Raw genomic sequence first — 25,708 nt, forward strand, 5'->3', positions numbered from 1 at the left:
AAGGAGACATTCATGAAGGATTCGACGCGCGGCGTGCTGCTCGTCACCACCCGGACGATCATCGCGGCCGTCTGTGTGGCGGCGGTCGTCGTCGCCCGCACCACCGTCGGATGGGGCAGCCTGGCGATCATGCTCGGCGCGCTGGCGGTGCTGCTGGGCGTGCTGGCCTCCTACAACCGGCGGTTCCGGTGACGGCGGCCCGGGCGCTGGACCCGGCTCCTGAGCTGGTCGCGATCCGGCCGAGCGCCCGTCAGCTCGCCTGGCAGGAGATGGAGTTCTACGGGTTCATCCACTTCGGCATGAACACGATGACCGACAGGGAGTGGGGCGAGGGTCACGACGACCCGGCCGGCTTCGACCCCTCCGGTCTGGACGCCGACCAGTGGGTCAGGGCGCTCAAGGCGGCCGGGATGACCGGGGTGATCCTGACCTGCAAGCACCACGACGGGTTCTGCCTGTGGCCGAGCGACGTCACGACGTACACGGTGGCGTCCTCACCGTGGCGGGGCGGCCGGGGCGACGTGGTGGACGAGGTGGCGCGGGCGGCGCGCCGGCACGGGCTGAAGTTCGGCGTCTACCTGTCGCCGTGGGACCGCACCGAGGCGTCGTACGGGGCCGGGAGCGCGTACGACGACTTCTACGTCGCCCAGCTCACCGAGCTTCTGACCCGCTACGGGCCGGTGTTCACGGTGTGGCTGGACGGCGCGAACGGCGAGGGCCCGAACGGCAAGCGGCAGGTCTACGACTGGGAGCGCTACTACGCGGTGGTCCGCGACCTGCAGCCGGACGCGGTCATCAACGTGTGCGGCCCGGACGTGCGCTGGTGCGGCAACGAGGCCGGCGCCACCCGCACCGACGAGTGGAGCGTGGTCCCGCGCGCGTTGCAGGACGCCGAACGGATCGCGGACCGCTCGCAGCAGGCGGACGACGGCACGTTCGCCCGGCTCGTCCGCAGCGACGAGCGCGACCTGGGCAGCCGGGCCGCCCTGGCGGGGCACGAGGACGACCTGGTCTGGTATCCGGCCGAGGTGAACACCTCGATCCGCCCCGGCTGGTTCCACCATCCTTCAGAGGACGGCCAGGTCCGCTCCGCCGGCGAGCTGTTCGAGATCTACCTGCGTTCGGTCGGCGGCAACGCGACCTTCCTGCTCAACGTCCCCCCGGCCCGCGACGGGCTGGTGCGCGCGGCCGACGTGGCGGTGCTGACGGAGCTGGGACGGCGGATCGAGGACTTCCGCGCCCGGCGGATCGAGGCGTCCGTGACGGTGACGTCCGGCGCCCCCGGCGACGCCGCGACCGCCTGGCCAGGCCAGGCGCGGACGCCGTGGCGGCCGGACGACGCCGACCCTCGGCCCGGCCTCACACTCACCTTCGACCGGCCCCGACCAGTCGAGGCGGTCGTCGTGGGCGAGCACATCGCGGAGGGGCAGCGCGTCGAGCACGTGCTCGTACGAGGTCGCGCCGGCGGCCGGTGGACGACGCTGGCCGAGGCTGACGCCGTGGGCTACCAGCGCGTCCTGACCTTCCCTCCGGCGGAGGTGGACACCGTCCAGGTCGAGATCACCCGCACCAGGGACACACCCGTCGTCGCCCGGGTCGCCGCGATAGGGACGGCCGCCTCATGAAGGCAGCGACGAAGAGCCGCGCGCACCAGAGCAAGCGACCCCACCACCCATCGAGCCACCACCCATCGAGCCGCCGCCCATCGCGGCGGGTCCTGGTGGTGGCGGGCGCGCTGGCCGCGCTGGTCGCCCTGCTGGTCACCGGCGCGGTCGTGCTCGGCCAGCGCACCGACCGGGTCGCCGCCGTCGCCGGTCAGCCGGTGACCCGCGACGAGCTGCTCTTCCACATGCGCATGCTCGCCCCCCGGGTGCAGAACGAGTTACGCAACACCTACCACCTCAGGACCCCCACCGACTGGAACGAGCGGGCCGGTGACCGCACCGCGCTGCAGCGCCTCGCCGCCCGCGCGCTCGACCAGATCGAGCACGACAGGACGGTGCTCGCCCTGGCCAGGGAGCAGGGCCTGCCCGCGGCCGCCGGCCACGCGGGCTTCCTGGACGAACTGGCCGCCGAGAACGAGCGCCGCGCGGCCGCCATCGCCAAGGGCGAGGTCGTGTACGGCCTGGCCGAGTTCTCCCCCGAGGAGTTCTACTCCCACCGGCTCACCGAGCTGACCACGGCACTGAAGCGGCGGCTCAGCGCGAGCCGGGACGGCCCGCTGCACGTCACGGACGCCGACGTCCGCAAGGCGTTCGAGCAGGACAGGGACGCGTGGAGCGCCAACGCGACCACGTACACGTACGCCAAGCTCGTCGTCCCGGTGCCGAAGGGCGCGTCCGGCGACTACGCGGAAGGGCTGCGGCGGCGGGTGGCCGCCGCCGACGGGCTGGCGCGGCTCGCGAAGCGGGAGCCCGGCGCCGAGCTCACCACCGCCACCCAGCGCGGCGGCGGCTCGGCCGTGCACGACCAGGACCTCATGGCGGTGCTCGGCTCCCTTGAGAAGGGCCAGATCTCCGCCCCGGTCCCCGGCGCCGGCCAGATCACCTACTACGAGCTCGACGACAAGACCGTCGACGAGGACGCGGCCTTCGCCGAGTACGCCCGGCGGATCAGGCAGTCGCTCGTCGAGGAGAAGTTCGACCAGTTCATCCGCGACCGTGTCGAGGCCGGCCAGGCCGAGATCGACGCGGCGGCGGTGGACGCCATCAACGCAGAGGATGTGCAACAGTGAGAACTGTCGGTACCGCACCCCCCGAGCCGGCGCGCCGCCGGCCTGTGGCGCGGGCGCTGCGCGCGGGCCTGACCGGCCTGCTCGCCACGCTCGACGCGGGCTCGCTCGCCCCCGTGGCCGCGTCGGCCGCGCAGGCCCCGGGCCGCCCCTCCCCCGCCACCGAGCGCGCCCTGCCCGGCAACACCCCGAACAGGACCGGCGGCACGGACTACTACATCGACGCCACGAACGGCCGCGACGAAGGGCCCGGCACCTCGCGCAAGACCGCCTGGCGCACCCTGGCCAAGGCGAACGCGACCACGTTCCGGCCCGGCGACCGCATCCTGCTCAAGGCCGGCGAGGAATGGCACGACGAGCAGCTGTGGCCCAAGGGCTCCGGCAGCGCCGGCAAGCCGATCACCATCTCGGCGTACGGCGACCCGCGCGCCCGCCGCCCGTACATCGCGACGAACGGCAAGGTGCCGAGCCCGTTCAAGGCGGACGGCACGAAGAACCCGGAGACGGTCGGCCTGACCGGCGCCATCGTGCTGCGCAACCAGCAGTACTTCGAGATCGACCACGTCGAACTGTCCAACGACGACGACTTCGCCACGAACATCACCACCGGCGGCTACGTCAGGGACGGCATCGCGGTCTCCATCAACGCCGACCTGCTCCCGGCGGGCGCGGACAGCGTCATGGACCACTTCCGCGTCACCGACGTGTACGTCCACGACCTCGACGGCCCCAGCACCTGGCAGAAGATCCACTACGGCGGCGTCAACTTCCAGGTCTTCGGGTCCAAGAGCTACAAGGAGTACGGCACCGGCGGCCACCACTTCAAGGACGTCAAGATCGAGGACAACACGTTCGAGAACGTCGAGTTGCACGCCGTGCAGTTCGCGTTCAACTGGTTCGCCGCCGACGGCAGGGACGCCGGCGAGTACGACGAGGCCGGCAAGTTCCACGAGGGCTGGGAGCAGCTCTGGGTGCGCACCCGCGATCTCTACAGCCGGGACGTCTCCATCAGCCACAACTACGCCGAGAGCATCGGCCAGGGCGCGTTCCAGTTCGCCAACAGCAAGAACATGACGGCCGAGTACAACGAGGTCAACGGGTTCCTGAAGCGCTACGACGCGGTCTCGTGCGGGCTCTACCTGTGGGCAGGAGCCGACTCGGTGATGCAGTTCAACGAGGTGTACGGCGGCCCCGACAACGAGTACGACGGCACCCCGTGGGACCTGGAGTACACCAACTTCAACGTCACCTACCAGTTCAACTACTCGCACGACAACGCGGCGGGCTGGATGGCCTACATGGGCAACAGCTCCGACTCGGTCGCCCGCTACAACCTGAGCGTCAACGACAACGGCGTGCTGGTGAAGAACATGCTCTCGACGAACTACTCGCCGACGTACTTCACGAACAACACCTTCGTCTACGACGGCGCCGACCTCGACTACGTCCACGACGAGACGTTCCTGAGCAAGGTCTACTTCCTCAACAACATCTTCTACAACACCTCCAAGGCGGAGGCGACGCCGTGGTACCGCCGCACCGGCGCCCTGCGCCAGGCGGTGTTCTCCAACAACGCCTTCTACGAGGCCGGTGGCACCCACTCCGCCCAGGAGCCGGCCGACCAGGCGGGCGTGCGCACCGATCCGAAGTTCGCCGGCGACCCGGCGAGGTACGTGACCGGGGCGGGCGTTGACCGCATCCGCACGGCGGCGGCCCACTTCAAGCTGCGCAAGGACTCGCCGCTCATCGACGCCGGCCGCTACAACCCCCACCTCGGCACCGAGGACTTCCTCGGCACCCACATCTACTACGGGGACGCGCCCGACATCGGCATGGCGGAGAGCCGGATCGGCAAGAAGGTGCGCAACCCGGTGGACGAGCACCCCATCGAGGAGGAGCAGGGCGGCCGCGCCAACCTCGCCCTCGGCAAGCCGGTCACCGCGAGCTCGACCCATCCCGGCGCGAACGGCACGCTGATCGCCGCGAACCTGACCGACGGCGACCCGGCGACCCGCTGGGCGGCGGCCGACGACGCGGCGTACCCGATCACGCTGGACGTCGACTTCGGCGCGGACACCACGTTCGACGAGGTGTATCTCGACGAGTACACCGACTCGGGCACCAACCCGCGCGTGCGCACCTTCGACCTGCAGCGCTGGGACGCCGCGAGCGGCGCCTGGGTCACCTTCGCGAGCGGCTCGGACGGCGTCGGCCACGACCGGTCGGTGACCGGTTTCGGCGACGTCACCACCGCGAAGCTGCGGGTGGCGCTCACCGGCCTGCTGCCGTCGGAGGTCTACAGCCCGACCCTCACGGAGATCGCCGTGCACCGCGCCGGCGCGTAGGGCCCCGGCACACGGCGATCAAACGGGTGGGCGCTATGGTGTCCACCCGTTTACCTTTCGTCAACAAGTCGTATACGTGAAAGGTCTATCTTCGAGCGCCATGTCCCATCACCAGGTCGCGGTCCATGACCGCACCGATATACCCCAGCCTCCCGCGCCCGACACCTCCGCCGAGGAAGAGGGCAGCAGCAGCGTTCTCGGAGTGCTGGAGAGCATCAGCTCGGTCATCGTCCCCATCGGCGTGACGCTCTACGCGGTGCTCTACCTCGGGGTCGAGCAGATGTACGGCATCTTCGGCATCACCCCCCAGCAGGCGGGCATCGACCAGTCCGTGCTCCTGGGCCGGCTGATGGGCACCCTGATCCTGATGCTGCTGATCCTGCTGCCCACGATCGGCCTCGTCGTCGGGCTCTGCTGGCTCATCGACAAGGTGACCCTGGGCCTGTTCAGCAAGATGATCGCCGGGATCCGGCGGCGGCCGTGGATCGCCGCGCTGATCGCCGCCCTGTGGTGCGGCGCGACCTACTGGGGTCTGTTCAACCTCTTCGGCAACCTCGACCTCGCCATCATGGTGATCATCGCGGTCGGGCTCGGTGTGGTCACGTTCGTGGTGCCGTTCCGGCTGCTGCGCAAGAAGCCGGTCGGGCGGGCCGCCACGAAGGTGCTCGTCGGCGCCCTGACCGGTCTCGGGCTGGGCTTCCTGCTGATCCTCGCGATGGTGCAGGGCGCGGTCGAGGTGCAGGAGACCGGCCAGGCCCCCGAGCTGCTCAGCTACGTCGGCTTCCAGGACCAGTGGACGGTGATCAAGAACGCGGAGGACGACAAGCCGCTCTACGACGGCCGCTGGATGATGCTGCTGGGCGAGAGCGAGGGCACGTACGTCTTCTTCGACTGCGACAAGCTGGAGACCATGCGCCGTCCCATCGAGACGACCAACCTGTCCGACATCCAGCTCGACCCGGAGCGGGAGAAGGGCTTCACCTGCGGCGCGCTGGCCGAGAAGGAAGAGTAGCCACCTGACCGGGCAGCCGGGCGGCCGAATCCCAGGATCAGCCGCCCGGGGGCGGGAGCTCGGCCAGCAGGGCGCGTACGTCGTCCGCGTCGGGGAGGCGCTGCCGCTCCAGGAGCTCCAGCGCCTCCGCCAGACAGGCCCGGCCCCTCGCGGCTCGGCCCAGCTCGATCAGCGCCCGGCCGAGCAGCGCGAGCACCCGGCCTCTGGCCCACACCTGAGCCACCTCCGACAGCAGGGCCAGGGCCTCCTCCGCGCGTTCGACAGCGCTGTCAGGCAGGCCCGCGCGGAGGTGGATCTCCGCGATCCGGCGCAGCGCCAGCCCCACCCACGTGTGCTGCTTGAGCCGGCGGAACTCCGCCAGGCACTCCTCGAAGCGGTCGAGCGCGTCCTCGTGACGACCGGCCGCGCCGAGTGCCACGCCGAACTGGTAGACGATCTGGGGATGCGGCCGGCCCTCCCCCAGCTCACGCGAGATGCCGACGGCCGTCTCCGCGACCTCGACCGCCTCCGTGTGTGAGCCGGCCTCACTCAGCACGAGCGCCAGGTTGCCGAGCACGACGGCCTCTTCCGAGCGGTGGCCGAGCGAGCGCCAGACCTCGATCGACTCGTGGTACATCGCGGCCGCCTCGTCGTACTCCCGCCGCTCATGCGCGATCATGGCCAGCAGGTTGACCGCGTAGGCGTGGTGCAGGGCCAGCCCGCCGGCCCGGCCGGCCACGCGTACGGCCATGCCCTCCTCGACCGCCGCCTCGATCGCCCTGCGGGCGTGCAGGATCTCGCCGCGCTTGCGCCGGGCGTACACCTCGGCGGCCAGGTCGCCACGCGCGGCCGCCGCCTCGATGATCCGGCCCACGACCCGCTCGTAGCCGGTCGTGTCGGACTCGAAGTCGAAGACGTCGGTCATCATGTCGATCAGCGAGACGGCGTCGTACAGGGCCGATCCCGGCGTCTCGGCGATCTGGTTGAGGCAGCAGAGCATGCCGTACTCCTCGGCCGTCCCCCATTCGAGACCCGCCTCCAGGTCCGCGAAGGCCGGGCTCTTGCCGGTCACCCTGACCGTGTCGAGCAGTGGCGCGCCGGGGTACATCATCCCGAAGATCTCCGCCATATTGGTGAGGAAGTAGCCGAGCATCCGGTCCATCGCCACCCCCCGCGACTCCTCGTCCAGCCGGCAGCGGGCGAAGATCTTGAGCAGGTCGTGGTGACGATAGCGGCCGGGGGCGGGCGACTCCAGCAGGCTCACGTTCACCAGAGCCTCGCAGAGCTCCTCGGCCTCCGCCTCGTCCATGTCGAGCACGGCCGCGGCCACCGCCACCGGCAGGTCGGGCCCGTTCGGCGCGGCCAGCAGCCGGAACGCCGACGCGTGCGCCTCGTCGAGCTGGTCGTAGCCGAGCGCGAACGTGGCCTCCACGGCCAGGTCGTCCACCCGCAGCTCGGCCAGCCGGCGGCGTTCGTCGGCCATCCTGTCGCGCATCCTGGCCAGGCTCCATCCGGGCCGGGCCGCGAGCCGGGAGGCCACGATCCTGATCGCCAGCGGCAGGTGCCCGCAGGCTCGCATGAGGTCGTACGCGGCCTCGCGCTCCGCCGCCACCCTGGGCTCGCCGACCACCTTGACCAGCAGCTCCATCGCCTCGTCCGGGGGCATGACCTCCAGATCGACGTGGTGGGCGCCGGAGAGGCCGGTCAGCCTGGCCCTGCTGGTCACCAGCACCGCGCAGCCCGCCGCGCCGGGAAGCAGCGGGCGCACCTGGGCCGTGCTGGCCGCGTTGTCCAGCACCACCAGCACCCGCCGCTCGGCGAGGGTCGAACGGTAGAGCGCGGCCCGCTCGCCGGGGTCGTCGGGCAGCGAGGCGGCGTCCACGCCCAGCGCGCGCAGGAACGCGCCCAGCACGGCCTCGGGCGCCAGCGGACGCGGCCCGGCGCCCTGGAGGTCCATGAAGAGCCGGCCGTCGGGGTAGGCGCCGGCCAGCCCGTGCGCCACGTGCACGGCCAGGGCGGTCTTGCCCATGCCGCCCGCGCCCGCCACGGCCGCGACGACGAGCGCGGACCCGTCGGCCGCGAGCAGGGTCCTGGTCACCTGCTCGATGTGCGCCTGCCTGCCAGTGAAGTCCGCGGTGTCGGCGGGCAACTGGCGCGGCACCGGCGTGGAGGGCGTCCGGTCGTCCTGGGGCCCCGTGCCGAGCTCCGGATCCGCGGTGATGATCCGCTGGTGCAGCCGTACCAGGTCGGCGGACGGGTCGAGGCCGAGCTCCCCGGCCAGCAGCTCGCGGGTGTCGGTGAACACCCCGATCGCCTCCGCCTGCCTGCCCGAGCGGTACAACGCCAGCATCAGCAGCCCGGCCAGCCGTTCCCTGGTGGGGTGTTCTGCGCAGAGCGGGGTCAGCTCGGCCACGGCCTCGGCGTGCCTGCCCTGCTCGACGTCCTCGCAGATCCTGCGCTCCAGCAGGGTGAGCCGCCGCTCGGCCAGGTGGGCCCGCTGCGCCTGGGCGTAGGCGCCCTCCAGGCCGGCCAGCGGCTCGCCCTGCCAGAGCGCGAGGGCCTCGCCGTACCTGCCCTCCTGCGCCAGCCGCTCCATCGCGGCCAGGTCGGAGGTGGCGGAGTCGAGGGCGTACCCGTGCCCGGCGGAGACGATCGCGCCGGCGCCGAGTGCGGCGCGCAGGCGGGAGACGTAGGTACGCAGGGTGCTGAGAGCGGTGCGCGGCCGCCGGTCGCCCCAGACTGCGTCGAGCAGCAGGTCGTGGCCGACCACCCGGCCACGGGCCAGCAGCAGCGCCGCCAGGACCAGCCGTTGCTGGGGCGAGCCGAGATCGACCTCGGCCCCGTTCCGGCGGGCGCGCACAGGGCCCAGCACCGACAGCCACAGCTCGGGTTCGCTCACCGGCAAAGGGAAGCAGTTAAGCGTGATGATCGGTATCGATTCCACCGAATCGTGACCTGGTCACTCGGGAAGACCTCTGCGGCGAATGTGGGGTTCGTCCGACTTCGGGGGATCTTGATCCGGCTAGGCTGCGTTCCTGCGGAATACGGCGATCGGGCGGAGGACGAGGTGGCGGAGGAGGCGGCGCGGCTGCTGACGCGCTTCGGCCGCCGGTACGCGGCCGCCGTGCGGCTGGCGACGCTCGTCCCGATCTGCGGGATCGCCCTGTTCCGTGCGCCGCCCGAGCACTTCGCGGCCACCGGGGTCATGGTCGCCGTCGCGTTCGTCTGGACGTGCGGCTACGCGTGGTGGCTGCTCGCGGGGCGGGGCAGCCTGCCGGTGGGGCTCGACGTCCTGGTGCAGCTCGGGCTGTTCGGCGGCGTCTTCTGGACGGACGCCGTCGCCGACACCAACACCGGCTGGCTGCGGCTGCTGCTCACCTTCTTCTGCGTGACGTGCCAGTGGCACACGACCCCGCTGGCAGGCGGTGTGGCGGCGCTCGTGGCCGGCGGCGGAGCGGTGGCCGTCCTGGCCGCCGCCTCGGCGGCGACGGAGGATCCCGACCCGACCCTGGTCACGGGGACGATGTGGGCGGTGCCCGCGGCAGGGCTGTCCAGGGCGGTCTGGACGCTGGTCCGGCGCGCCGCCGCGCGGGCCGACCGGATGGCGGACGAGGCCGCGCGGGCCCGCGCCCGATCGCTGGTCGCCGCGGCCGTCCGTGCCGAGGAACGGGAGCTCGCCAACTCCCTGCACGACACGGCGGCGACCACCCTGCTGATGGTCGGCATCGGGCAGGTGCGCTCGGACGCCGGCTGGCTCGCCCCGCAGGCCCGCCGCGACCTGGACAGCCTGCGTACGGGCAGCGCGCCGGCTCCTGGGCTCACGGATCTGGTCGGGATGCTGCGCGCTGACCTGGAGGTGGCGCGGCTGAGCGTGGAGTTCGAGGCGCCCGCGCGGCTGCCGCTCCCGCCCGGCGTCGCCGCGGCCGTCGCCGGCGCGGCGCGGGAGGCTCTCACCAACGTCCGCCGCCACTCGGGCACGACCCGGGCCACCGTACGGCTGAGCGGCGACGGCGGGCGGCTGCGGCTCGACATCGCCGACGAGGGGAAGGGGTTCCGCGTGCAGGACGTGCCGCTCACCCGGCACGGCGTCAGGGAGTCCGTACGCGGCCGGATGACCCGCGTCGGCGGCTCGGCGGACATCGTCTCCGCTCCCGGCGAAGGCACCCTGGTCCGGCTGGAATGGCGGGCGCGGCATGACTGACACCACCGAGGAGCAGACCAGGAGCCAGCTTGGCCACGGCCTGCGGATCGCCACCGCGATCGTGGCCGTGGCGATCGTGTTCGGGCTCGGTCTGTCCAACCTGCTACGCCACCTGGACTCCTACGAGCCCGCGTTCACCCAGTGGGCCGCGCTCGCGATGCTGGGTGTGCCGCTCGCGGGCGAGATCCTGCTCCTGGTCCGGCGGCGCTCGTGGGGCCGGACGCGCCGGGCCGCCGTCGCCCTGGTGCTCGCCGCGTCGGCGCTGTCGTACGCGACGCAGCCGGACGACCGCACCGCGACCGGCGTGGACTGGATCTTCGGCGCGGCCAACTGGGTGGGCCTGGTCGTGCTGCTCGACCGTCCGCTGCGGATCGCCGGGGCTTTCCTGGCCGCCCACGAGTTCCTCGCGCTGCTGCACCTGCTCCTGCTCGACGGCCCCAGCCGGGGTGCGCTGGCTCGGTTCGCGACCGGCTCGGTGACCGTGATCGGCTTTCCGCTGTGCGTCGCCGTGTCGGCCGCCGCCCTGCACGGCCTCAGCGCGGCGGCCGCCGCCTCCCAGCAAGAGGCCGAGCGGGTACGCGTCGCCGAGGCCGTCGCGGCCGCATCCCACCGGCGCAGGCGGCAGCGGCTCGCCGAACTGTCCACGTCCACGATCCCGCTGCTGGAGGGGCTGGCCGACGGCTCGCTCCGCCCCGAGGACGCGGCGGTCCAGCGGCGCTGCGCGATCGAGGCGGCCAGGATGCGGCGGCTGTTCGCCGAGACCGACGCCGTCGCCGATCCCCTCATGCACGAGCTGCGCCACTGCGCCGACGTGGCCGACCGCAAGGGCGTGGTGGTGGAGCTGGAAGCGCGCGGGCAGTGCCCGCCGCTGCCCGTGGCCGTCCGGCGCGATCTGACCGAGGCGGTGCTCACCGTGCTCGCCACCGCCGTCTCCCACGCGCGGGTCACCGTGGTGGCCGGCCCGGAGCTGGTGTCGGTCAGCGTCGTCGCGGACAGCGGCGAGGTGGAGCTGCCCGGCCCGGCGACTCCAGGCGTCCTCGTCGAGGCGCTGCACAACGACGACATCGTATGGGTGGAGGTCCGATGGCAACCGAGCCGGGAACCGACGGGGGGACCGGTCGCGCGGCACAGTCTCCGGCCCCTGTGAACGGCGGGACGATCACCGCGGTCATCGTCGACGATCACGCGGCCATCGCCGCCGGGGTCCGGTTCTGGTGTGCGCAGGCGGTGCCGCCGATCGAGCTCGTCGACGCGCGCGACCGCCTGGCCGACGTCTGGACCGGCCCGGGGGCCGACGCCGACGTGGTGATCTTCGATCTGGAGCTGGTGCCGCACCGGCCCGACTTCGGCGAGCTGCGCAGGCTGGTCGACAGCGGCCGGCGGGTGATCGTCTACTCCCAGCACACCGACGACGCGACCGCGATCAAGTGCATCGACCTCGGCGCGCTCGCCTATCTGACCAAGCGCGAGGGCCCCGAGCACCTGGTGCCCGCGATCCGGGCCGCCGCGCGGGGCGAGTCGTACACGGCGCCGTCGCTGTCAGGGGCGCTCGTCACCGACGACTCCCCCGACCGGCCGCGCCTGTCGCAGCGAGAGACCGAGGTGCTGCGGGCGTGGTTCGTGTCCTCGTCCAAGGAGCTCGTGGCCGCCAAGCTCAACATCACCGTCAAGACCGTGGACACCTACATCACCCGCGTCCGGGTGAAGTACGCCGACGTGGGGCGGAGTGCCCGTACCAAGAGCGAGCTGGTCGGCCGCGCCCTCGACGACGGCCTCATCACCCTCGCCGAACTGAACCGCACCGCCCCTCCGGAATCCGGCCCTCCGGAATCCGGCCCTCCGGAATCCGGCCCTCCGGAATCCGGGCGGACACCGCCCGTACGGTAGGCTGCCCCGGCACGTGACCGCGTCGGCAGGGGAGGTTGATGAATATGGCTCGCCGAGAGCTTCGTCGGCATGCCCTTGACCGGGTCGCGCGAGTCTGAGAAGCGGCTCGCCGGCAGCGTCCCGGTCGTCATTCGACAACGACCAGGAGTGTCACGTGTCCACCTTTTTCATGACCGGTGCGGATCTGGCCACCGACCGTCTCGTGCTGCGTCCATGGCCCGCCGGTGACCTCGCCGCCGTCCTGGACGGCAGCCGCTCCGCCTCCTGGGCGGACGACTTCCCCGCCGAGGGCGACCGCGTGATCGCGGGCGTCATCCACGGGCAGGCCGGCCTGCTCGATCCGTACGGCCACCGTCAGGTCGTCGAACGCGAGAGCGGGCTGGTGATCGGCTCCATCGGCCTGTTCTGGCCGCCGAACCACGGTGTCGTGGAGCTCGGGTACGGGATCGTGCCCTCGCGGCGCGGCCTCGGCTACGCGTCGGAGGCCACCAGGGCGCTGGTCGAGTTCGCCCTGACCGCGCCGGAGGTCTCCGTCGTGCGGGCCACGGTCGAGCTGACCAACCCCGCCTCGGTCCGCGTTCTGGAGAAGGCCGGCCTCCGTCGCACCGCCGGTGACGCGGCGACCGCCGAGTACCGCAGCGTCCGGTAAACGACGCTCCGCCGGGCAGCGGCGCCTTGCCCGATCACGGCGCCCTGCCCGGTCGCGGCGACTCGCGCTGTTATGGCGGCTCCCCTCCCCCTCAGAGAAGAGCCGCCATCCCATCCTCCCGGGATCGGCGCGCCCTGTGCCGATCACCTGCTGGGGGACCGTATCCGGCGACGGTATGCCGGGAGTATGCGCGAGCGGCCCGGACGCCACGAGCACGGCGGGGACCCGCAGCCGATAAAGGGACGGCGAAGATGCACAACGGGGAGACAAGCAATGGCTAACCGCCTGTAATGTGGCGACTACACGGGTTTGTCCGGGGCAGAGCAGGGGCCGGATGATGTGGGAGGACTCGCCGTACCCCATGCTGACGATCGACGCCACGGGCGTCGTCGCGCAGGCGAACGAGGCTGCCCGGCTGCTGCTCTCCGGCACGGCCGACGGTGAGCGGATGCCACGGACCGCACCCGATTGGCTCACCCGCGCCCACGACGGGCCCCCCGACGGGCCCCACGACGGGCCGCGCGCGGTCGAGGGCGAGATCGGTGGGCGCACCTTCCAGGCCCACCGCGTCCACTCCGGCGGCGGCCACGTCGTCTGGTGGCTCGTGGACGTCACCGAGCAGCGGCCGGAGGTCGCGGCGCGGCCGGCCGAGCGGGAGTGGAGCGCGTGCATGGTGGAGGCCGCGAACGAGCTGCTGCCGTCGCTGAACCTCGATCGTTGCCTGGACTCCGTCGCCCGGCTGGCCGTCCGGTACCTGGCCGACGCCGCGTTGGTCGTACTGCCCCTGTCGGGCCGTAAACAGCTGCTCACCTGGTACGAGTCGGACCGTGGCATGCGGCGGGAGAGCGTGAGCGCCGACCCGCGGACGGCGCCCGGGCTCGCCGAGGCCCTGCAGTCCCTTCCGCCGGAGTCCGTCCACTGGATCGACCCGGCCGAGCTGCCCGCATGGCTGCTCCCCCACCGGCCCGGCGAGCAGGGGTCCGAAGCGGTGACCGCCCCGCCCGGCGAGAGGTCCGAAGCGGTGACCGCCCCGCCCGGCGAGGGGTCCGTGGCGGTGACCACGCTGCCCGGCCACGGGCTGCCCGTGGGCGCGCTGATGCTGCTGCGCCACGGACGCCCGGCCGGGTTCACGGCGGGCGAGCAGGCGTTCGTGCGGCTGTTCACCGCGCTGGCCGGATCGGCGATCTCGGCCGCCCGCCTCTACACCGAGCAGGTGACCATCACCGAGGTCCTCATGGCCGAGCTGCTGCCGCCGCCGACGCCACGGCTGCAGGGGGTGGAGCTGGCGGCGCTCTACCGGCCGGCGGGGCCGGCCGAGCGGGTCGGGGGCGACTTCTACGACGTGCACGCCGTCACCGGCACGGGAGGCGAGTCGCTGGTGGTGCTCGGGGACGTGGCCGGCAAGGGGCTGGAGGCCGCCGTGCTCACCGGCCGCATCCGCAACACCCTGCGCGCGCTGCTGCCCCTGGCCGACGACCACCGGTGCGTGCTGGAACGACTGAACAGCGTGCTGGTCAACGATGGTGATCCGACCCGTTACGTCACCCTCGTACTGGTCTCGTTCGAGCGACACGGCCGGCGGGTCGCGCTGCGGGTGACCAGTGCCGGACACCCGCCACCGCTGATCATCAGGAACGACGGCCGCGTCGAGACGGTACCCGCCGAGGGCACGCTGATCGGCGCGATCGAGGAGGTCTCCTGCGTCACCACGCCCGTCGTGCTGGAGCCGGGAGAGACGTGCCTGCTCTACAGCGACGGCATCATCGAGGCGAGGGGCGGCCCGCTCGGCCAGGAGTTCTTCGGCGAGGAACGACTGTGCGAGCGGCTGCACATGTGCGCGGGCATGCCGCCGGAGGCACTGGCCGAACGCGTCCAGATGCTGGCCTCGCAGTGGGTCGGCGGGGGCGAGCACGACGACATGGCCGTCGTCGCCATCACCGCTCCCCGAGACGCCCCGGGCAACGGGCCGCCCCAGGAGAGGTCAGCGCAGAACGGGTCGGCGCAGGGGGCGTCTGCGGGAGGAACGCGGTGAAGGACGACATCGAGGAGCGCGCCGAGGCGTTGTGGGCGGCGGCGACGGCCGGTGACGAGTACGCCGCCACCGGCGTGGCGATGGCCGCCCTCGACGCCGGCGTCCCCATGGAGACGTTGCTGCTGGACATCGTCGCGGCGGTGCAGTCGCGCGTCGGTCACGAATGGGCGGCCAACCGGATCACGGTGGCCCAGGAGCACACCACGACCGCCGTCAACGAACGCGTGCTCACCGCCCTCGCCGACCGCACCACCGAACGCATCGCGGACCACACCGCCGGACGGACCGCCGGTCGGGGCGGGGCGGCGGGGTTGGGGCGGGTGGCGGTGGCGTGCATCGACGGTGAGTGGCACGCGTTTCCCGCCCGGCTGCTGACCGAGGTGCTGCGGACCCGGGGATGGGACGTGGACTACCTGGGCGCGCAGGTGTCCACGCCGCAACTGGTCGCGCACCTGCACCGGACGAACCCCGACGTGGTGGCCCTGTCCACTTCGCTGGCCGTCCGGCTGCCCGCCGCGCACATGGCGATCACCGCGTGCCGGGCGGCGGGCATGCCGGTGCTGGCCGGGGGTCCCGCGTTCGGGGCGGACGGCCGCTACGCCCGCCTGCTCGGCGCCGACGCCTGGGCGCCCGACGCGCGGGCCGCGGCCGACCTCCTGTCCGCCGGGCCGCTGCCCCGCCGCGCCTGTTCCGTCCAGGACGACCTGCCGCACCTGGACGGCCGCGAGTACAGCCACGTGACCCGCTCCGCCCCCGACCTGGTGCGGACCGTCCTGGACGACCTGACCAGGCGACTCCCCGAGACCGCGTCCAGGAACGAGCAGCAGACCGAACCGCGAGCTGAGCAGTGGGCCGCCCAGCAGACCGAGCCGCAGGCTGAGCAATGGGGCGCGCAGCCGGTGGAGCACCGACCGGCGCCCGGGGAGGGCTGGCGGTGGTTCGAGCAGACCGCCGAGGAGGTCGCTCACATCGTCGACTTCCTGCGGGCCGCCCTGTACGTCGAGGACCCCGAGATCCTCTCGTCCTTCGTGCGCTGGATGGCCGACACGCACGAGGCGCGTGGCGTCTCCCCCGCCCTGCTGCGGTCGATGCTGGAGTCGCTGGCCGCCCGCCTCACCGACTTCCCGCACGCCGTCGGCGCACTCGCCCGAGCCGAAGCCGCACTGCGCCTCCCCCACCACACCGAGCCGCCCGGCGCATGACCAGACGGGCGGGCCACACGGGCGGCTGCCGGACGTCGCGGAGTGACGGCGACCGTCCGGCCACCGGCGCGACGGACGCGGCTCAGGCGACTTCGACGGCGGGTTGCGGCCGCGGGAACAGATCGTCGAAGACCGCCGCCCGGTCGAAGCGCATCGCGCGGGCACGGGCGCGCCGTTCGAGGTCGCCCCGCTCGGCCGGGGACATGTCCAGGACCACCCGGTCGAGGGCCGCGGCCAGGCCGGTGACGTCCTCGGGCGCGACGATGACGGCGGTGTCGCCGACCGCCTCCAGGGTTCCGCCCGTCATGGTGGTGATGATCGGCCCGCCGCCGGCCAGCATCTTCTCGGCCAGCGCGATCCCGAACGTCTCCACGAACTCGGGCACGGGCTTGGTCGGCAGGACGTAGGCCGCGCAGCCGCGCATGAGCAGCGCCTTCTCCTGGTCGTCGACGTCGGTCATGAAGACCACCCGCTCGTCGCCCGCGGCCATCGCGCGTACCTGCTCCAGATCGGGCCCGGTGCCGGCGACGACGAGCTTGACCCGCGACCGGCAGCGCGCCCGCTTGAAGGCGGCGATCAGGTCGTGGACACCCTTGGCCCGGGTCACCCGGGACAGGAAGAGCACGTATCCGTCACGCGAGAGGCCGCGTCGTTCGAGCGCGCCGTCCAGCCGCGCGGGGTCCAGGCCGAGGAAGGCGGATGAGTCGATCGGCGGGTAGCTGACGCTGACGCGGCGCCGGCACTGCTCGGCGAACGTGGTGCCGCATCGGGCGTCCACCTGCTCGGCGGAGGCGATGATCTCCTGCCGGGTGTATTCGGAGACGGCGACGACCTCGTCGTTGGCCAGGAACGTGGTGAACAGCACGGTCGCCGCCCCGAACCGGCCCTCCCGCAGGCATGACCGGATCACGTTCGTCACGTCGGAGCCGACCGCCTTGGCCACGGTCCGCACATCGGGCGCGAACCCGGCCGCGCGTGCCGCCGCCACCGCGTCCACGACGACCGCGGTGTGCGGCGCCAGGTACATGGACAGGCAGACCGTGGGCACCGGCTCGGCGAGCAGTTCGACGAGCCGGCCGGTGAGCCCGGCCTGGTGGCGTCCGTCGGGAACCCGGTAGTCGCCGACCGCGTCCGGCCGCTCCACGGTGATCCCGGCGCTGTACGGCAACAGCCGGTCCAGCGGCTTGAGCGGTAACCCGGCCGCCTGGAGCGCGGGAATCGGCCACGTCAGCAGGCGTACGTCGGTGAACCCGCGGGTGAGGGCCACCTCGGCGAGATTGCGCGCCTCGCCGGAGTGGCCGCAGATGACCGGATCGGCCCTGACCACGATGACGAGACGGCGAGGGGGGTGGGTCATCGCGTTTCCTCCGGTGTCGCGGGCGGATGGGAGAGGGAGGGCGGGCGGACGTCGCGCCCCCACGCCGACGGCTCCGGGCCCAGCCGCAGGTGCAGCCGGCCGCCCCGGTGCAGCGTGGTGGCGCTCAGGTGGGTCGCGTGCAGGGGTTCGCCGTTGAGCGTCGCCGCCTGGACGTACTGCGCCGGCGGGTCGCGGTCGAGGCCGTCGGCGCCGATCGGCGTCTCGCGGTGCCCGCTGGTCTCGATGACGAACTCGTTGTCACCGGCCCTGAGCACGGCCCGCTCGAACGCGGGCGCGTTGACGAGGAACAGGTTCTGCCCGGCGACGGGGAAGAGCCCCAGTGACGCCCAGACGTACCAGGAGCTCAGGCCGCCCGAGTCGTCGTTGCCCGGCAGTCCGCCGGGCCCGGTGCCGAACTGCCAGGTCAGCGCCGCCTGCACCACCTGGGCCGTGCGCTCGGGCCGGCCCGCGTAGTGATAGGCCCACGGCGCCTCCATGTCGGGCTCGTTGTTCAGCCCCTCGAACCGGTTGAGCGCGTAGCCGGCCAGCATCTCCGCGGGAAGGGGGCGCCGGCCCGGCTGCCGCACCGGCGGGGCGCCGAACCCGAAGAAGCGGTCGAGCTTGACGGCGAACGCCTCGTCGCCGCCGGCCAGGGCGATCCGCGCCGCCATGTCGTGCAGCAGCCGGAAGGAGTAGTTCCACTTGCCGCCCTCGTAGAACTCCGAGTCGCGCAGCAGCCCGGTGCCGGGGTCGAAGGCGTTGGACCACTGGCGGGCGCGCTCTTCCAGGTCGTCGGCCAGGCCGCGGTCGTTGAGCGCTCTGGCGACCTGCGCCGTGCAGTGGTAGGCGTAGGCCAGGTCGAGGGTGTGCGTGATCGGGTGCACCAGGCCGTGCTCGAAGAAGTCCTCGCCGTACATCCGGCGCAGGTCGCCGACCATGTGCACGAGCGCCCAGTTCCAGTCGAAGCTCTCCCGGCCGAGCGCGTGGGCGTCGGCGAGCGCGGTGTGCACGAGCGCGCTGGCCTGCCGGAAGAACCGGTCCGCGCCGCGGGCCATGCGGTAGCCGATGGGGAAGTTGCCCTCCTCCTCGCACACCCTGATCAGCGATTCGAGCAGGTCGGCGGCCCTGCCGGGGACGATGGCGGCGAGCAGGGGGAGCTGCGTCTTGTAGATGTCCCACATGGTGCAGACGTCGAACGCGAACGGCCCCGAGGCCGGCCAGAACGGGCTCTCGTCGTCGGCGATGCACGGCTTGACGAGCGCGTGGTAGAGCGCGGTCGCCATCACGGTACGCCGGGCCGGGGTGCCGCCTTCGACCTGGACCCGGCCGAGGTGGTCGGCCCAGCGGGCCCTGGTGCGCCCGCGTACGGCGTCGAAGGCGGGCTGGGCGGCCCCGCACTCGCGTTCCAGGTTCCGCCGGGCCTGGTCGCACCCGCGCAGCGAGAATCCGAGCCGCACCTCGATGGTCTGTCCCGCCGTGGCCGGGCCCATGAAGAGCAGGCCGAAGGGGCGCAGGGTGGTGTGCCGGATGCTGTCGAAGTCGAGGCGGGTGCCGCCGTCGATGAGGCGCCGGTCGTACCAGAGCATCTGCCGCCAGCCCGGGCTGTCGACGTCGAGGCAGACCGACAGCGGGACGCCCTCCATCACCACCGTGGCCTGGGCCCGGCCGTGCCCCACGCTCTCGACCTGAGCCCGCAGCGGCACGGTGCGGCCGAGTTCGATGTCGAGGCCGCCGCAGGACAGGTCGACGACGACGCGGGCGCTGCCGTGCTCGGGGAAGGTGTAGCGATGGACGGCCACCTTGGCGCCGACGGTCAGCTCGCAGCGGATCCCGGTGTCCAGGGTGGCCGCGTAGTAGCCCGCCTGAGCCACCTCGTCGCGCAGCGGCCACGCCTGGCCGAGCTCGTCGAGTGGCTGCACCATCGGGGTGACCCGGACGTAGTTGTAGTACTTGCGGATCGCGCCGGTGCCGGACTGCTGGAAGTGGGTGAAGCCGGACGCCTGCAGCCGCTCGTACATCTCCTCGGGCACGCCCTCGGTGTTCTTGGCGTAGCGGCCGTAGCCGGTGGGGTAAGCCCCGGAGTAGGCGCAGGCCGACACCATGCCGAGCGGCGACGTGGCGCCCGGGTGGGTGTTTCCCACCTGCGGTTTCGGCCACCACCAGGTGGCGGCCAGACCGCGGGCGCGTGGCAGGTCGGTGGCCGCTGTGCCGATGAAGGGGTCAACGTTGTCCAGGATGCGGGGACTCTACCCAGCGCGACCTCACCGTAGGTTTCGCCGAGATGAAATCCTGTACCACGAATCCGTCCGTCCGGCGGGTCAGCGGCGGGCCCGCCACTCGGGCGCGAGGACCGACCAGATCTCCACGTCCGCCCGTACGCCCCGGTGCGGATAGCTCTCGCGCAGCACCCCGTCCCTGGTCATGCCGAGCCGCCGGGCCACGGCGATGCTGGGCCCGTTGGCCGCCGAGACCTGCCACTCCACGCGGTGGATGCCGCGCTCCTCGACGGCCCAGTCGATGATCACGCGTACGGCCCTGGTGACCAGCCCCTTGCCCGCCGCCGACGGCTCCAGCCAGCAGCCCGCCTCCGCGTTGCCCTGCTGGACGTCCATGGTGCGGAAGATGACCCCGCCGACGAGTTTGGCGTCGGCCCAGATGCCGTAGATGCGGGCGGTGTCGTCCACGGCCTTGAGCGCGTACTCCCGCAGGAAGTCCCGCGCCGACTCCAGGTCCTGGATCCGGTCGGGCAGCCCGACGTGCCGGCCGATGAACTCGCGCCCGCGCTCGATGTGGGCAAGGAACTCCCCGGCCTGCCACGGTTCGAGCGGGCGCAGCTCGGCGCCGTCGTCACCCAGGGACACCGCGAACATCACTCATCTCCAAAGATCGTCCTATAGGCGTACGGAAGTACCGTACGCCGCCGGTGGCCGTCAGGGCCTGCGAATTTGCCGCCGGCCGGAGCGACCTTCGCACCCATGCTCATATGAGCAAAATGTGGCTCAAGTGTTGCGATCAGTTTAAAAGCCGACTTACGGTGCGTTACCTACGTCACATACGGAGGCCCCTATGAGTGCATTCCGGTCGTTCTCAATCCCTGCCCTGCTCCTGGTCACCGCCTTGACCGCGTGCTCGGTGTCCACCTCCCCCGGTGGCTCCACCGACAGCTCCACCGGAGCCGCCGGGCAGAAGGACGACGGCCCCGTCGCCATCGGCTTCAGCCAGGCGACCCAGCAGTCCCCCTTCTACGTACAGCTGCGCGAGGGCGCGGAGGCCGCCGCCAAGAAGGCCGGTGGAACGCTCTATTTCGCCGACTCGGGCGGCGACGTCACCAAGCAGAACAACGACATCCAGGACCTCATCACCCGCCAGGTGGACGTCCTGCTGATCAACCCGGTCGACCCGAAGGGCGTCCAGCCCGGCATCGCCGCGGCCAAGGCGGCCGGCATCCCGGTCGTGACCGTGGACCGGCCGGTGCCTGAAGGCGCGGTCGCGCACGTCGGGCGGGACAACAAGGCGATGGGCGCGCTCGTCGGCAAGCGGCTGAGCGAGCAGCTCGGCGACAAGGGCGGCACCGTGATCGAGATCCGTGGTGACGCGGGCGGCGCGGTCGCGCGGGATCGCAGCGCCGGCTTCCACGAAGCCGTGGCGGGCAACCCCAAGATCAAGATCGTCGAGGGGCCGTACTCGGACTACGTGCGCTCCAAGGCCGTCACCGCGATGCAGGACCTGCTCCAGGTCCACCCCGACGTCGCCGCCGTGTACGCGCACAACGACGACATGGCGCTCGGCGCGCTCCAGGTGCTGAAGGAGAACGGCAAGGACAAGGTCCTGGTCGCCGGGGTGGACGGCCTCATGGAGGCGGTCAAGCAGATCCCCCAGGGCCAGTACGTGGCCACCGCGCTCAACGACCCCATCTCCCTCGGCTCCACGGCCGTCGAGACGGTGCTCAAGGTCCAGAAGGGCGAGCAGGTCGAGCCGAACATCGACGCCGGCACGGCGCTGATCGACACGGACAACGCGGCCGACTACGCGGGCTCCGGCGAGTTCGCCCAGGCGAGCAAGTAAGGCCTGGCACCCCAGGCCAGGCAACCCAGCAAGAAAGGCGCAAGGATGTCGGAAACCATGCAGGCCGCGGTGCTCCACGCCCCCGGCGACATCAGGGTCGAGCAGGTGCCCGTGCCGGAGCCGGGTCCCGGCGAGGCGCTCGTCCGCGTCGCGGCCTGCGGGGTCTGCGGCTCGGACATCCCCCGCATGCTGCACGCGGGGGCGTACCACTTCCCGATCATCTGCGGCCACGAGTTCTCCGGCCACGTCGTACGGCTCGGCGCGGACCTGGCCGCCACCGGCCGCGTCCGCGAGGGCGACCTGGTCACGGTGCCCCCGCTGATCCCCTGTCACGCCTGCGAACCCTGCAGCCAGGGCCACTTCAGCCTGTGCAAGAACTACGGCTACTTCGGCAGCCGCCGGGACGGGGCGTACGCGCAGTACGTCACCGTCCCGGACGAGAACCTGATGGTGCTGCCCGCGGACCTCGACCCGCGCGCGGCGGCCATGCTGGACCCGGCCGCGATCGCGCTGCACGCCCTGTGGCGGACGAAGATGCGCGGCGGCAAGCGGGTCGCGGTCGTGGGCGCGGGCCCCATCGGGCTGTTCGCCGTGCAGTGGGCCAGGCTCGCCGGGGCCTCTGAGGTGCTGGTCGTCGAGCTGAACGAGCAGAAGGCCGCCATGGCCACGGAGGCGGGCGCCACGCACACCGCGACCAGCGCCCAGGCCGCGGCGGAGACGGCCGGTGACGGCTACGACGTGGTCATCGAGTCGGCGGGCGTGCCCGCCACCGTCGACCAGGCCGTGGCGCTGGCCGCCAGGCACGGCGAGGCCGTGTTCATCGGCATCCCGCACGAGCCCGTGGTGCTGCCCAAGGCCACGTTCAGCTCGTTCCTGCGCCGCGAGGTCACCCTGCACGGAGCCTGGAACTCCTTCTCCGCGCCCTTCCCCGGTGACGAGTGGCGGGTGGCGGCGCGGTCGCTGGCCTCGGGCGACCTGGCCTGGAAGTTCATGATCACGCACGAGCTGGGGCTGGACGCGCTGCCCGCGACGATCGCGAGCCTCGGCGACCGCTCGATCTTCAGCTCCAAGGTCCTCTTCCTGCCGAACGAGGAGTGACGATGGCTGCCTTCCTCGCCCTCGACCTGGGGACCGAAGGCGCCCGCGCGGCGGTCTACGGCGTCGACGGCACGCTCATGGGGTCGGGCGCGGACCCGTACCCGACCCGGTTCCCCCGGCCCGGCTGGGCCGAACAGGATCCGGACGACTGGTGGCGGGCGGGCGCGAACGCCGTCAGGCAGGCGCTCGCCGAGGCCGGTGGCCCGGAGATCGAGGGGGTCGCGGTGGCGACCACGGCCTCGACGGTGGCCGTGCTCGACCGGGACGGCCGCCCGCTGCGGCCGGCCCTGCTCTGGATGGACGGCAGGGCCGGTGAGGAGTCCGAGCTCACCGCCGGCGCCGGCCATCCGGTCCTGCGGTACTCCGGCGGCCGCGACGCGGTCGAGTGGCTGGTGCCCAAGGCCATGTGGCTGGCACGCCACGAGCCCGCCACCTACAGCGCCGCCGCCCGCATCGTCGAGGCGGTGGACTACATGGTCTGGCGGCTCACCGGGCGGTGGGCGGGCTCGCGGATGAACGCGGTCTGCAAGAGCAACTACGACCCGCGCGGCACCGGTCATCCGCACGACCTGTACGAGGCGCTCGGCATCGGCGACCTGGCCGCCAAGCTGCCCGACGAGATCGTGCCCGTCGGCGACCCGGTGGGGCCGCTGGGCGCGGAGGCCCGCGCGGAGCTCGGCATCACGGGCCAGGCCACCGTCGTGTCCGGCGGGATCGACGCGCACCTGTCGCTGCTGGCCGTCGGCGGCGGGCACGAGGGGCAGGTGTCGATCGTCTGCGGCACGTCCAACGCCTTCGTCACGGAGGTCGCCGAGCCGGTCTTCCCCGCCACCGTGTGGGGGCCGTACCCGGACGCGCTGCGTACGGGCCGCTGGCTCGTCGAGGGCGGTCAGGTGAGTGCGGGCTCCGTGCTGGCGTGGACGGGCGAGGGGCTCATCGGCCGGCCGCGTGCGGAGATCGGCGGGCTGATCAAGGCGGCGGCGGAGCTGCCGCCGGTGGAGCACGGACTGATCGTCCTCGACTACTTCATGGGCAACCGCACGCCGCTGCGCGATCCGCACCTGCGCGGCGCGGTGCTCGGCCTGACCCTGGCCAGCACGCCCGAGCAGGTCTACCGGGCGGCGGTGGAAGGCGTCGCGTACGGCACCCGCCAGGTCGTCGACTCCTTCACCGACGGCGGGATCGCGGTGGACGAGATCTTCCTGTCGGGCGGCATCCAGCACAACGAGCTGTGGCTGCAGACCACCGCCGACGTGCTCGGGAGGCCGGTCCACCTGGTCAGCGGCGACAACCTCACGCTGCGGGCCTGCTCGGTGCTGGCCGCGGCCGGCTCGGGCCGGCACGGCTCGCTGGCGGAGGCGGCGGCGCATTACGCGCCCAAGGTGCGCACGGTCGAGCCGGTGGACGGGAACGTGGCGGCCTACCGGCACGGCTACGCCGACTACCGCGCCGCCACCGCCGCCACGACCGGCATCTCCCACCGCCTCAGCGGGCGGAGGCCGGGCGCATGAGCCGCGACGACCGCAGGAGGGCGACCGCATGAGCCGCGACGACCGGAGGAGGCCGGGCGGATGAGCGACGACGACCAGCTCTACCAGGTGGCCGTCCGCTACTACGAGGCCGGCGAGACCCAGGAGCAGATCGCCACCGCGCTGCACCTCACCCGCTGGAAGGTGGGACGCATGCTGGCCGAGGCGCGCGAGGTCGGCATCGTCCGCATCGAGGTGCTGCACCCGCGCTCCCGCGTCCGCACGCTGGAACGTTCGCTCAGGGAGCGCTTCGGCCTGCGGGACGCCGTCGTGGTCGCCGCGGTCGGCGGCGACGACGCCGAGCAGATGCGCGACCGCGTGGCCGCGGCGGGCGCCGAGCACCTGATGGAGATGCGGCCCGCGCCGAGCCTGATCGGCGTCTCCTGGGGCCGCACGCTCGACCGGCTGGCCGGTGGGCTGACCCCCGGCTGGGCCACCGGCGTCAACGTGGTGCAGATCAACGGCGCCCTCAGCCGGTCGCGCCACCCCACGAGCGCGCACAGCATGGCCAGCCTGATGGCCCACCACGGCGGCGGCACCGCGACGCTGCTGGCCGCCCCGGCGATCCTGGAGCAGGAGAGCACCCGCGCGGTGCTGGAGAGCGACCGGGCCATCGCCGACGTGCTGGCCCTGGCCGCCCGCGCCGACCTGTTCCTGTTCAGCCCCGGCGGCATGGACAGCGACTCGGTGCTGGTGGACTCGGGCCAGATCGACGCCGCCTACCTGGGCGCGCTGGCCGGGGCGGGCGCGGTCGGCGACGTGCTGGGGCGCTTCATCGACGCCGAGGGCAGGATCGTCGATCCCGCCCTGGACGGGCGCACGCTCGGGCTCTCCCTGGACGTGCTGCGCTCGGCCACCACCTCCGTCGCGCTGGTCAGCGGCGCGGCCAAGCGCGCCGTGTGCCGGGCCGTCGTCTCCAGCGGCCTGTGCGACGTGCTGATCACCGACGACCACAACGCCCGCCATCTCCTGGAGGCCGCATGAGCACGGAACGCCTGCGCATGACCGGGATCGTCAAACGTTTCCCCGGCACCGTCGCCCTGGACGGCGTCGAGCTGAGCGTGCGTCCCGGCGAGGTGCACTGCCTGCTGGGCGAGAACGGGGCGGGCAAGAGCACGCTGATGAAGATCCTGTCGGGCTCGTACCGGCCGGACGAGGGGTCGATCCTGCTGGACGGGGAGCCGTACACGCCCGCCACCCCGCACGCGGGGCTGGCCGCCGGCGTCGCGGTGATCTACCAGGAGCTGGACCTGCTGCCCGACCTCACCGTGGCGCAGAACCTGCTGCTCGGCCGCACGCCCAGGCTGGGGCCGTTCGTCCGCGGGGCAGAACGGGCGCGGCTGGCCCGCATGGCGCTGGACCGGGTCGGCGCCCGCTTCCCCGTGACCGCGCGGGTCAGGGACCTGCCGATCGCGGCCCAGCAGCTCACGGCCATCGCCAAGGCCCTGACCGCCGACGCGCGCGTGATCGTCATGGACGAGCCGTCCGCCACGCTCGGCGAGAGCGAGCTGCTCGCCGTGTTCGAGGTCATCAGGTCCCTCGTCGCGGAGGGCCGCTCGGTGATCTTCATCTCGCACCGGATGGACGAGGTGATGGAGATCGGCGACCGCGCGACCGTGCT

20 protein-coding genes are annotated in these 25,708 nt (G+C 72.5%); 16 read left to right on the forward strand and 4 right to left on the reverse strand.

Going from position 1 to position 25,708, the window contains the following annotated elements:
* Positions 1–12: 12 nt before the first annotated feature.
* From ABFX54_RS16945 to ABFX54_RS16965, 5 genes are all read left to right on the forward strand, one after another.
* On the forward strand, positions 13–192 hold the full coding sequence (locus ABFX54_RS16945) for a DUF6903 family protein (RefSeq protein WP_346105841.1): 180 nt from the start codon (positions 13–15) through the stop codon (positions 190–192).
* The gene (locus tag ABFX54_RS16950; protein ID WP_346105842.1) at positions 189–1,625 is read left to right on the forward strand and encodes an alpha-L-fucosidase; all 1,437 of its coding nucleotides are present in this window, start codon (positions 189–191) and stop codon (positions 1,623–1,625) included. Before ABFX54_RS16945 ends, ABFX54_RS16950 begins: the two co-directional genes overlap by 4 nt.
* Positions 1,622–2,734 (forward strand): hypothetical protein, encoded by a 1,113-nt coding sequence (locus tag ABFX54_RS16955; protein ID WP_346105843.1) that lies wholly within the window; start codon positions 1,622–1,624, stop codon positions 2,732–2,734. The genes ABFX54_RS16950 and ABFX54_RS16955 overlap by 4 nt, the downstream gene beginning before the upstream one ends.
* Positions 2,731–5,076 carry a galactose-binding domain-containing protein gene (locus tag ABFX54_RS16960; RefSeq protein ID WP_346105844.1) on the forward strand — a complete coding sequence of 782 codons (2,346 nt, stop codon included), beginning with the start codon at positions 2,731–2,733 and terminating at the stop codon, positions 5,074–5,076. The genes ABFX54_RS16955 and ABFX54_RS16960 overlap by 4 nt, the downstream gene beginning before the upstream one ends.
* 100 nt (positions 5,077–5,176) lie before the next feature.
* Positions 5,177–6,088: a hypothetical protein gene (locus tag ABFX54_RS16965; protein WP_346105846.1), complete on the forward strand. Its 912-nt coding sequence runs from the start codon at positions 5,177–5,179 to the stop codon at positions 6,086–6,088.
* A gap of 37 nt (positions 6,089–6,125) precedes the next feature.
* On the opposite strand, the gene ABFX54_RS16970 is transcribed toward ABFX54_RS16965, so the two are convergent.
* A complete protein-coding gene (locus tag ABFX54_RS16970) occupies positions 6,126–8,966 on the reverse strand; it encodes an AfsR/SARP family transcriptional regulator (RefSeq protein WP_346105847.1) in 2,841 nt (946 codons plus the stop codon).
* A gap of 168 nt (positions 8,967–9,134) precedes the next feature.
* Between ABFX54_RS16970 and ABFX54_RS16975 the strand changes: the two genes are divergently transcribed.
* From ABFX54_RS16975 to ABFX54_RS17000, 6 genes are all read left to right on the forward strand, one after another.
* The gene (locus tag ABFX54_RS16975) at positions 9,135–10,268 is read left to right on the forward strand and encodes a sensor histidine kinase (RefSeq protein WP_346105849.1); all 1,134 of its coding nucleotides are present in this window, start codon (positions 9,135–9,137) and stop codon (positions 10,266–10,268) included.
* Positions 10,261–11,415, forward strand: a complete 1,155-nt coding sequence (locus ABFX54_RS16980) for a hypothetical protein (RefSeq protein WP_346105851.1) — start codon at positions 10,261–10,263, stop codon at positions 11,413–11,415. The genes ABFX54_RS16975 and ABFX54_RS16980 overlap by 8 nt, the downstream gene beginning before the upstream one ends.
* Entirely contained in the window at positions 11,412–12,155 is a 744-nt protein-coding gene (locus tag ABFX54_RS16985) for a response regulator (protein WP_346105852.1), read from the forward strand. The genes ABFX54_RS16980 and ABFX54_RS16985 overlap by 4 nt, the downstream gene beginning before the upstream one ends.
* Before the next feature lie 154 nt (positions 12,156–12,309).
* Entirely contained in the window at positions 12,310–12,804 is a 495-nt protein-coding gene (locus ABFX54_RS16990) for a GNAT family N-acetyltransferase (RefSeq protein WP_346105854.1), read from the forward strand.
* Between the two features lie 334 nt (positions 12,805–13,138).
* Positions 13,139–14,836 carry a PP2C family protein-serine/threonine phosphatase gene (locus ABFX54_RS16995; protein ID WP_346105855.1) on the forward strand — a complete coding sequence of 566 codons (1,698 nt, stop codon included), beginning with the start codon at positions 13,139–13,141 and terminating at the stop codon, positions 14,834–14,836.
* The gene (locus ABFX54_RS17000) at positions 14,833–16,038 is read left to right on the forward strand and encodes a cobalamin B12-binding domain-containing protein (protein ID WP_346105856.1); all 1,206 of its coding nucleotides are present in this window, start codon (positions 14,833–14,835) and stop codon (positions 16,036–16,038) included. The genes ABFX54_RS16995 and ABFX54_RS17000 overlap by 4 nt, the downstream gene beginning before the upstream one ends.
* 82 nt (positions 16,039–16,120) lie before the next feature.
* Here the strand turns inward: ABFX54_RS17000 and ABFX54_RS17005 are convergent, their stop codons facing one another.
* From ABFX54_RS17005 to ABFX54_RS17015, 3 genes are all read right to left on the reverse strand, one after another.
* A complete protein-coding gene (locus ABFX54_RS17005) occupies positions 16,121–17,395 on the reverse strand; it encodes a glycosyltransferase (protein ID WP_346105857.1) in 1,275 nt (424 codons plus the stop codon).
* Entirely contained in the window at positions 17,392–19,632 is a 2,241-nt protein-coding gene (locus ABFX54_RS17010) for a glycoside hydrolase domain-containing protein (protein ID WP_346105895.1), read from the reverse strand. Before ABFX54_RS17010 ends, ABFX54_RS17005 begins: the two co-directional genes overlap by 4 nt.
* 81 nt (positions 19,633–19,713) lie before the next feature.
* On the reverse strand, positions 19,714–20,265 hold the full coding sequence (locus ABFX54_RS17015; protein WP_346105858.1) for a GNAT family N-acetyltransferase: 552 nt from the start codon (positions 20,263–20,265) through the stop codon (positions 19,714–19,716).
* A gap of 196 nt (positions 20,266–20,461) precedes the next feature.
* Between ABFX54_RS17015 and ABFX54_RS17020 the strand changes: the two genes are divergently transcribed.
* The 5 genes from ABFX54_RS17020 to ABFX54_RS17040 all read left to right on the forward strand — a co-directional run.
* A complete protein-coding gene (locus tag ABFX54_RS17020; protein ID WP_346105860.1) occupies positions 20,462–21,460 on the forward strand; it encodes a substrate-binding domain-containing protein in 999 nt (332 codons plus the stop codon).
* A gap of 45 nt (positions 21,461–21,505) precedes the next feature.
* Entirely contained in the window at positions 21,506–22,558 is a 1,053-nt protein-coding gene (locus ABFX54_RS17025; RefSeq protein ID WP_346105861.1) for a galactitol-1-phosphate 5-dehydrogenase, read from the forward strand.
* A gap of 2 nt (positions 22,559–22,560) precedes the next feature.
* Entirely contained in the window at positions 22,561–24,069 is a 1,509-nt protein-coding gene (locus ABFX54_RS17030; RefSeq protein ID WP_346105863.1) for an FGGY-family carbohydrate kinase, read from the forward strand.
* Positions 24,070–24,129: 60 nt separating this feature from the next.
* Positions 24,130–25,071 (forward strand): sugar-binding transcriptional regulator, encoded by a 942-nt coding sequence (locus ABFX54_RS17035; protein ID WP_346105865.1) that lies wholly within the window; start codon positions 24,130–24,132, stop codon positions 25,069–25,071.
* On the forward strand, positions 25,068–25,708 hold a 641-nt coding region (locus ABFX54_RS17040; protein WP_346105867.1), incomplete at its 3' end, for an ATP-binding cassette domain-containing protein. The genes ABFX54_RS17035 and ABFX54_RS17040, both read left to right, overlap by 4 nt.

It is taken from the genome of Nonomuraea maheshkhaliensis, from assembly GCF_039529435.1.
GTDB classification, from domain to species: Bacteria; Actinomycetota; Actinomycetes; order Streptosporangiales; family Streptosporangiaceae; genus Nonomuraea; species Nonomuraea maheshkhaliensis.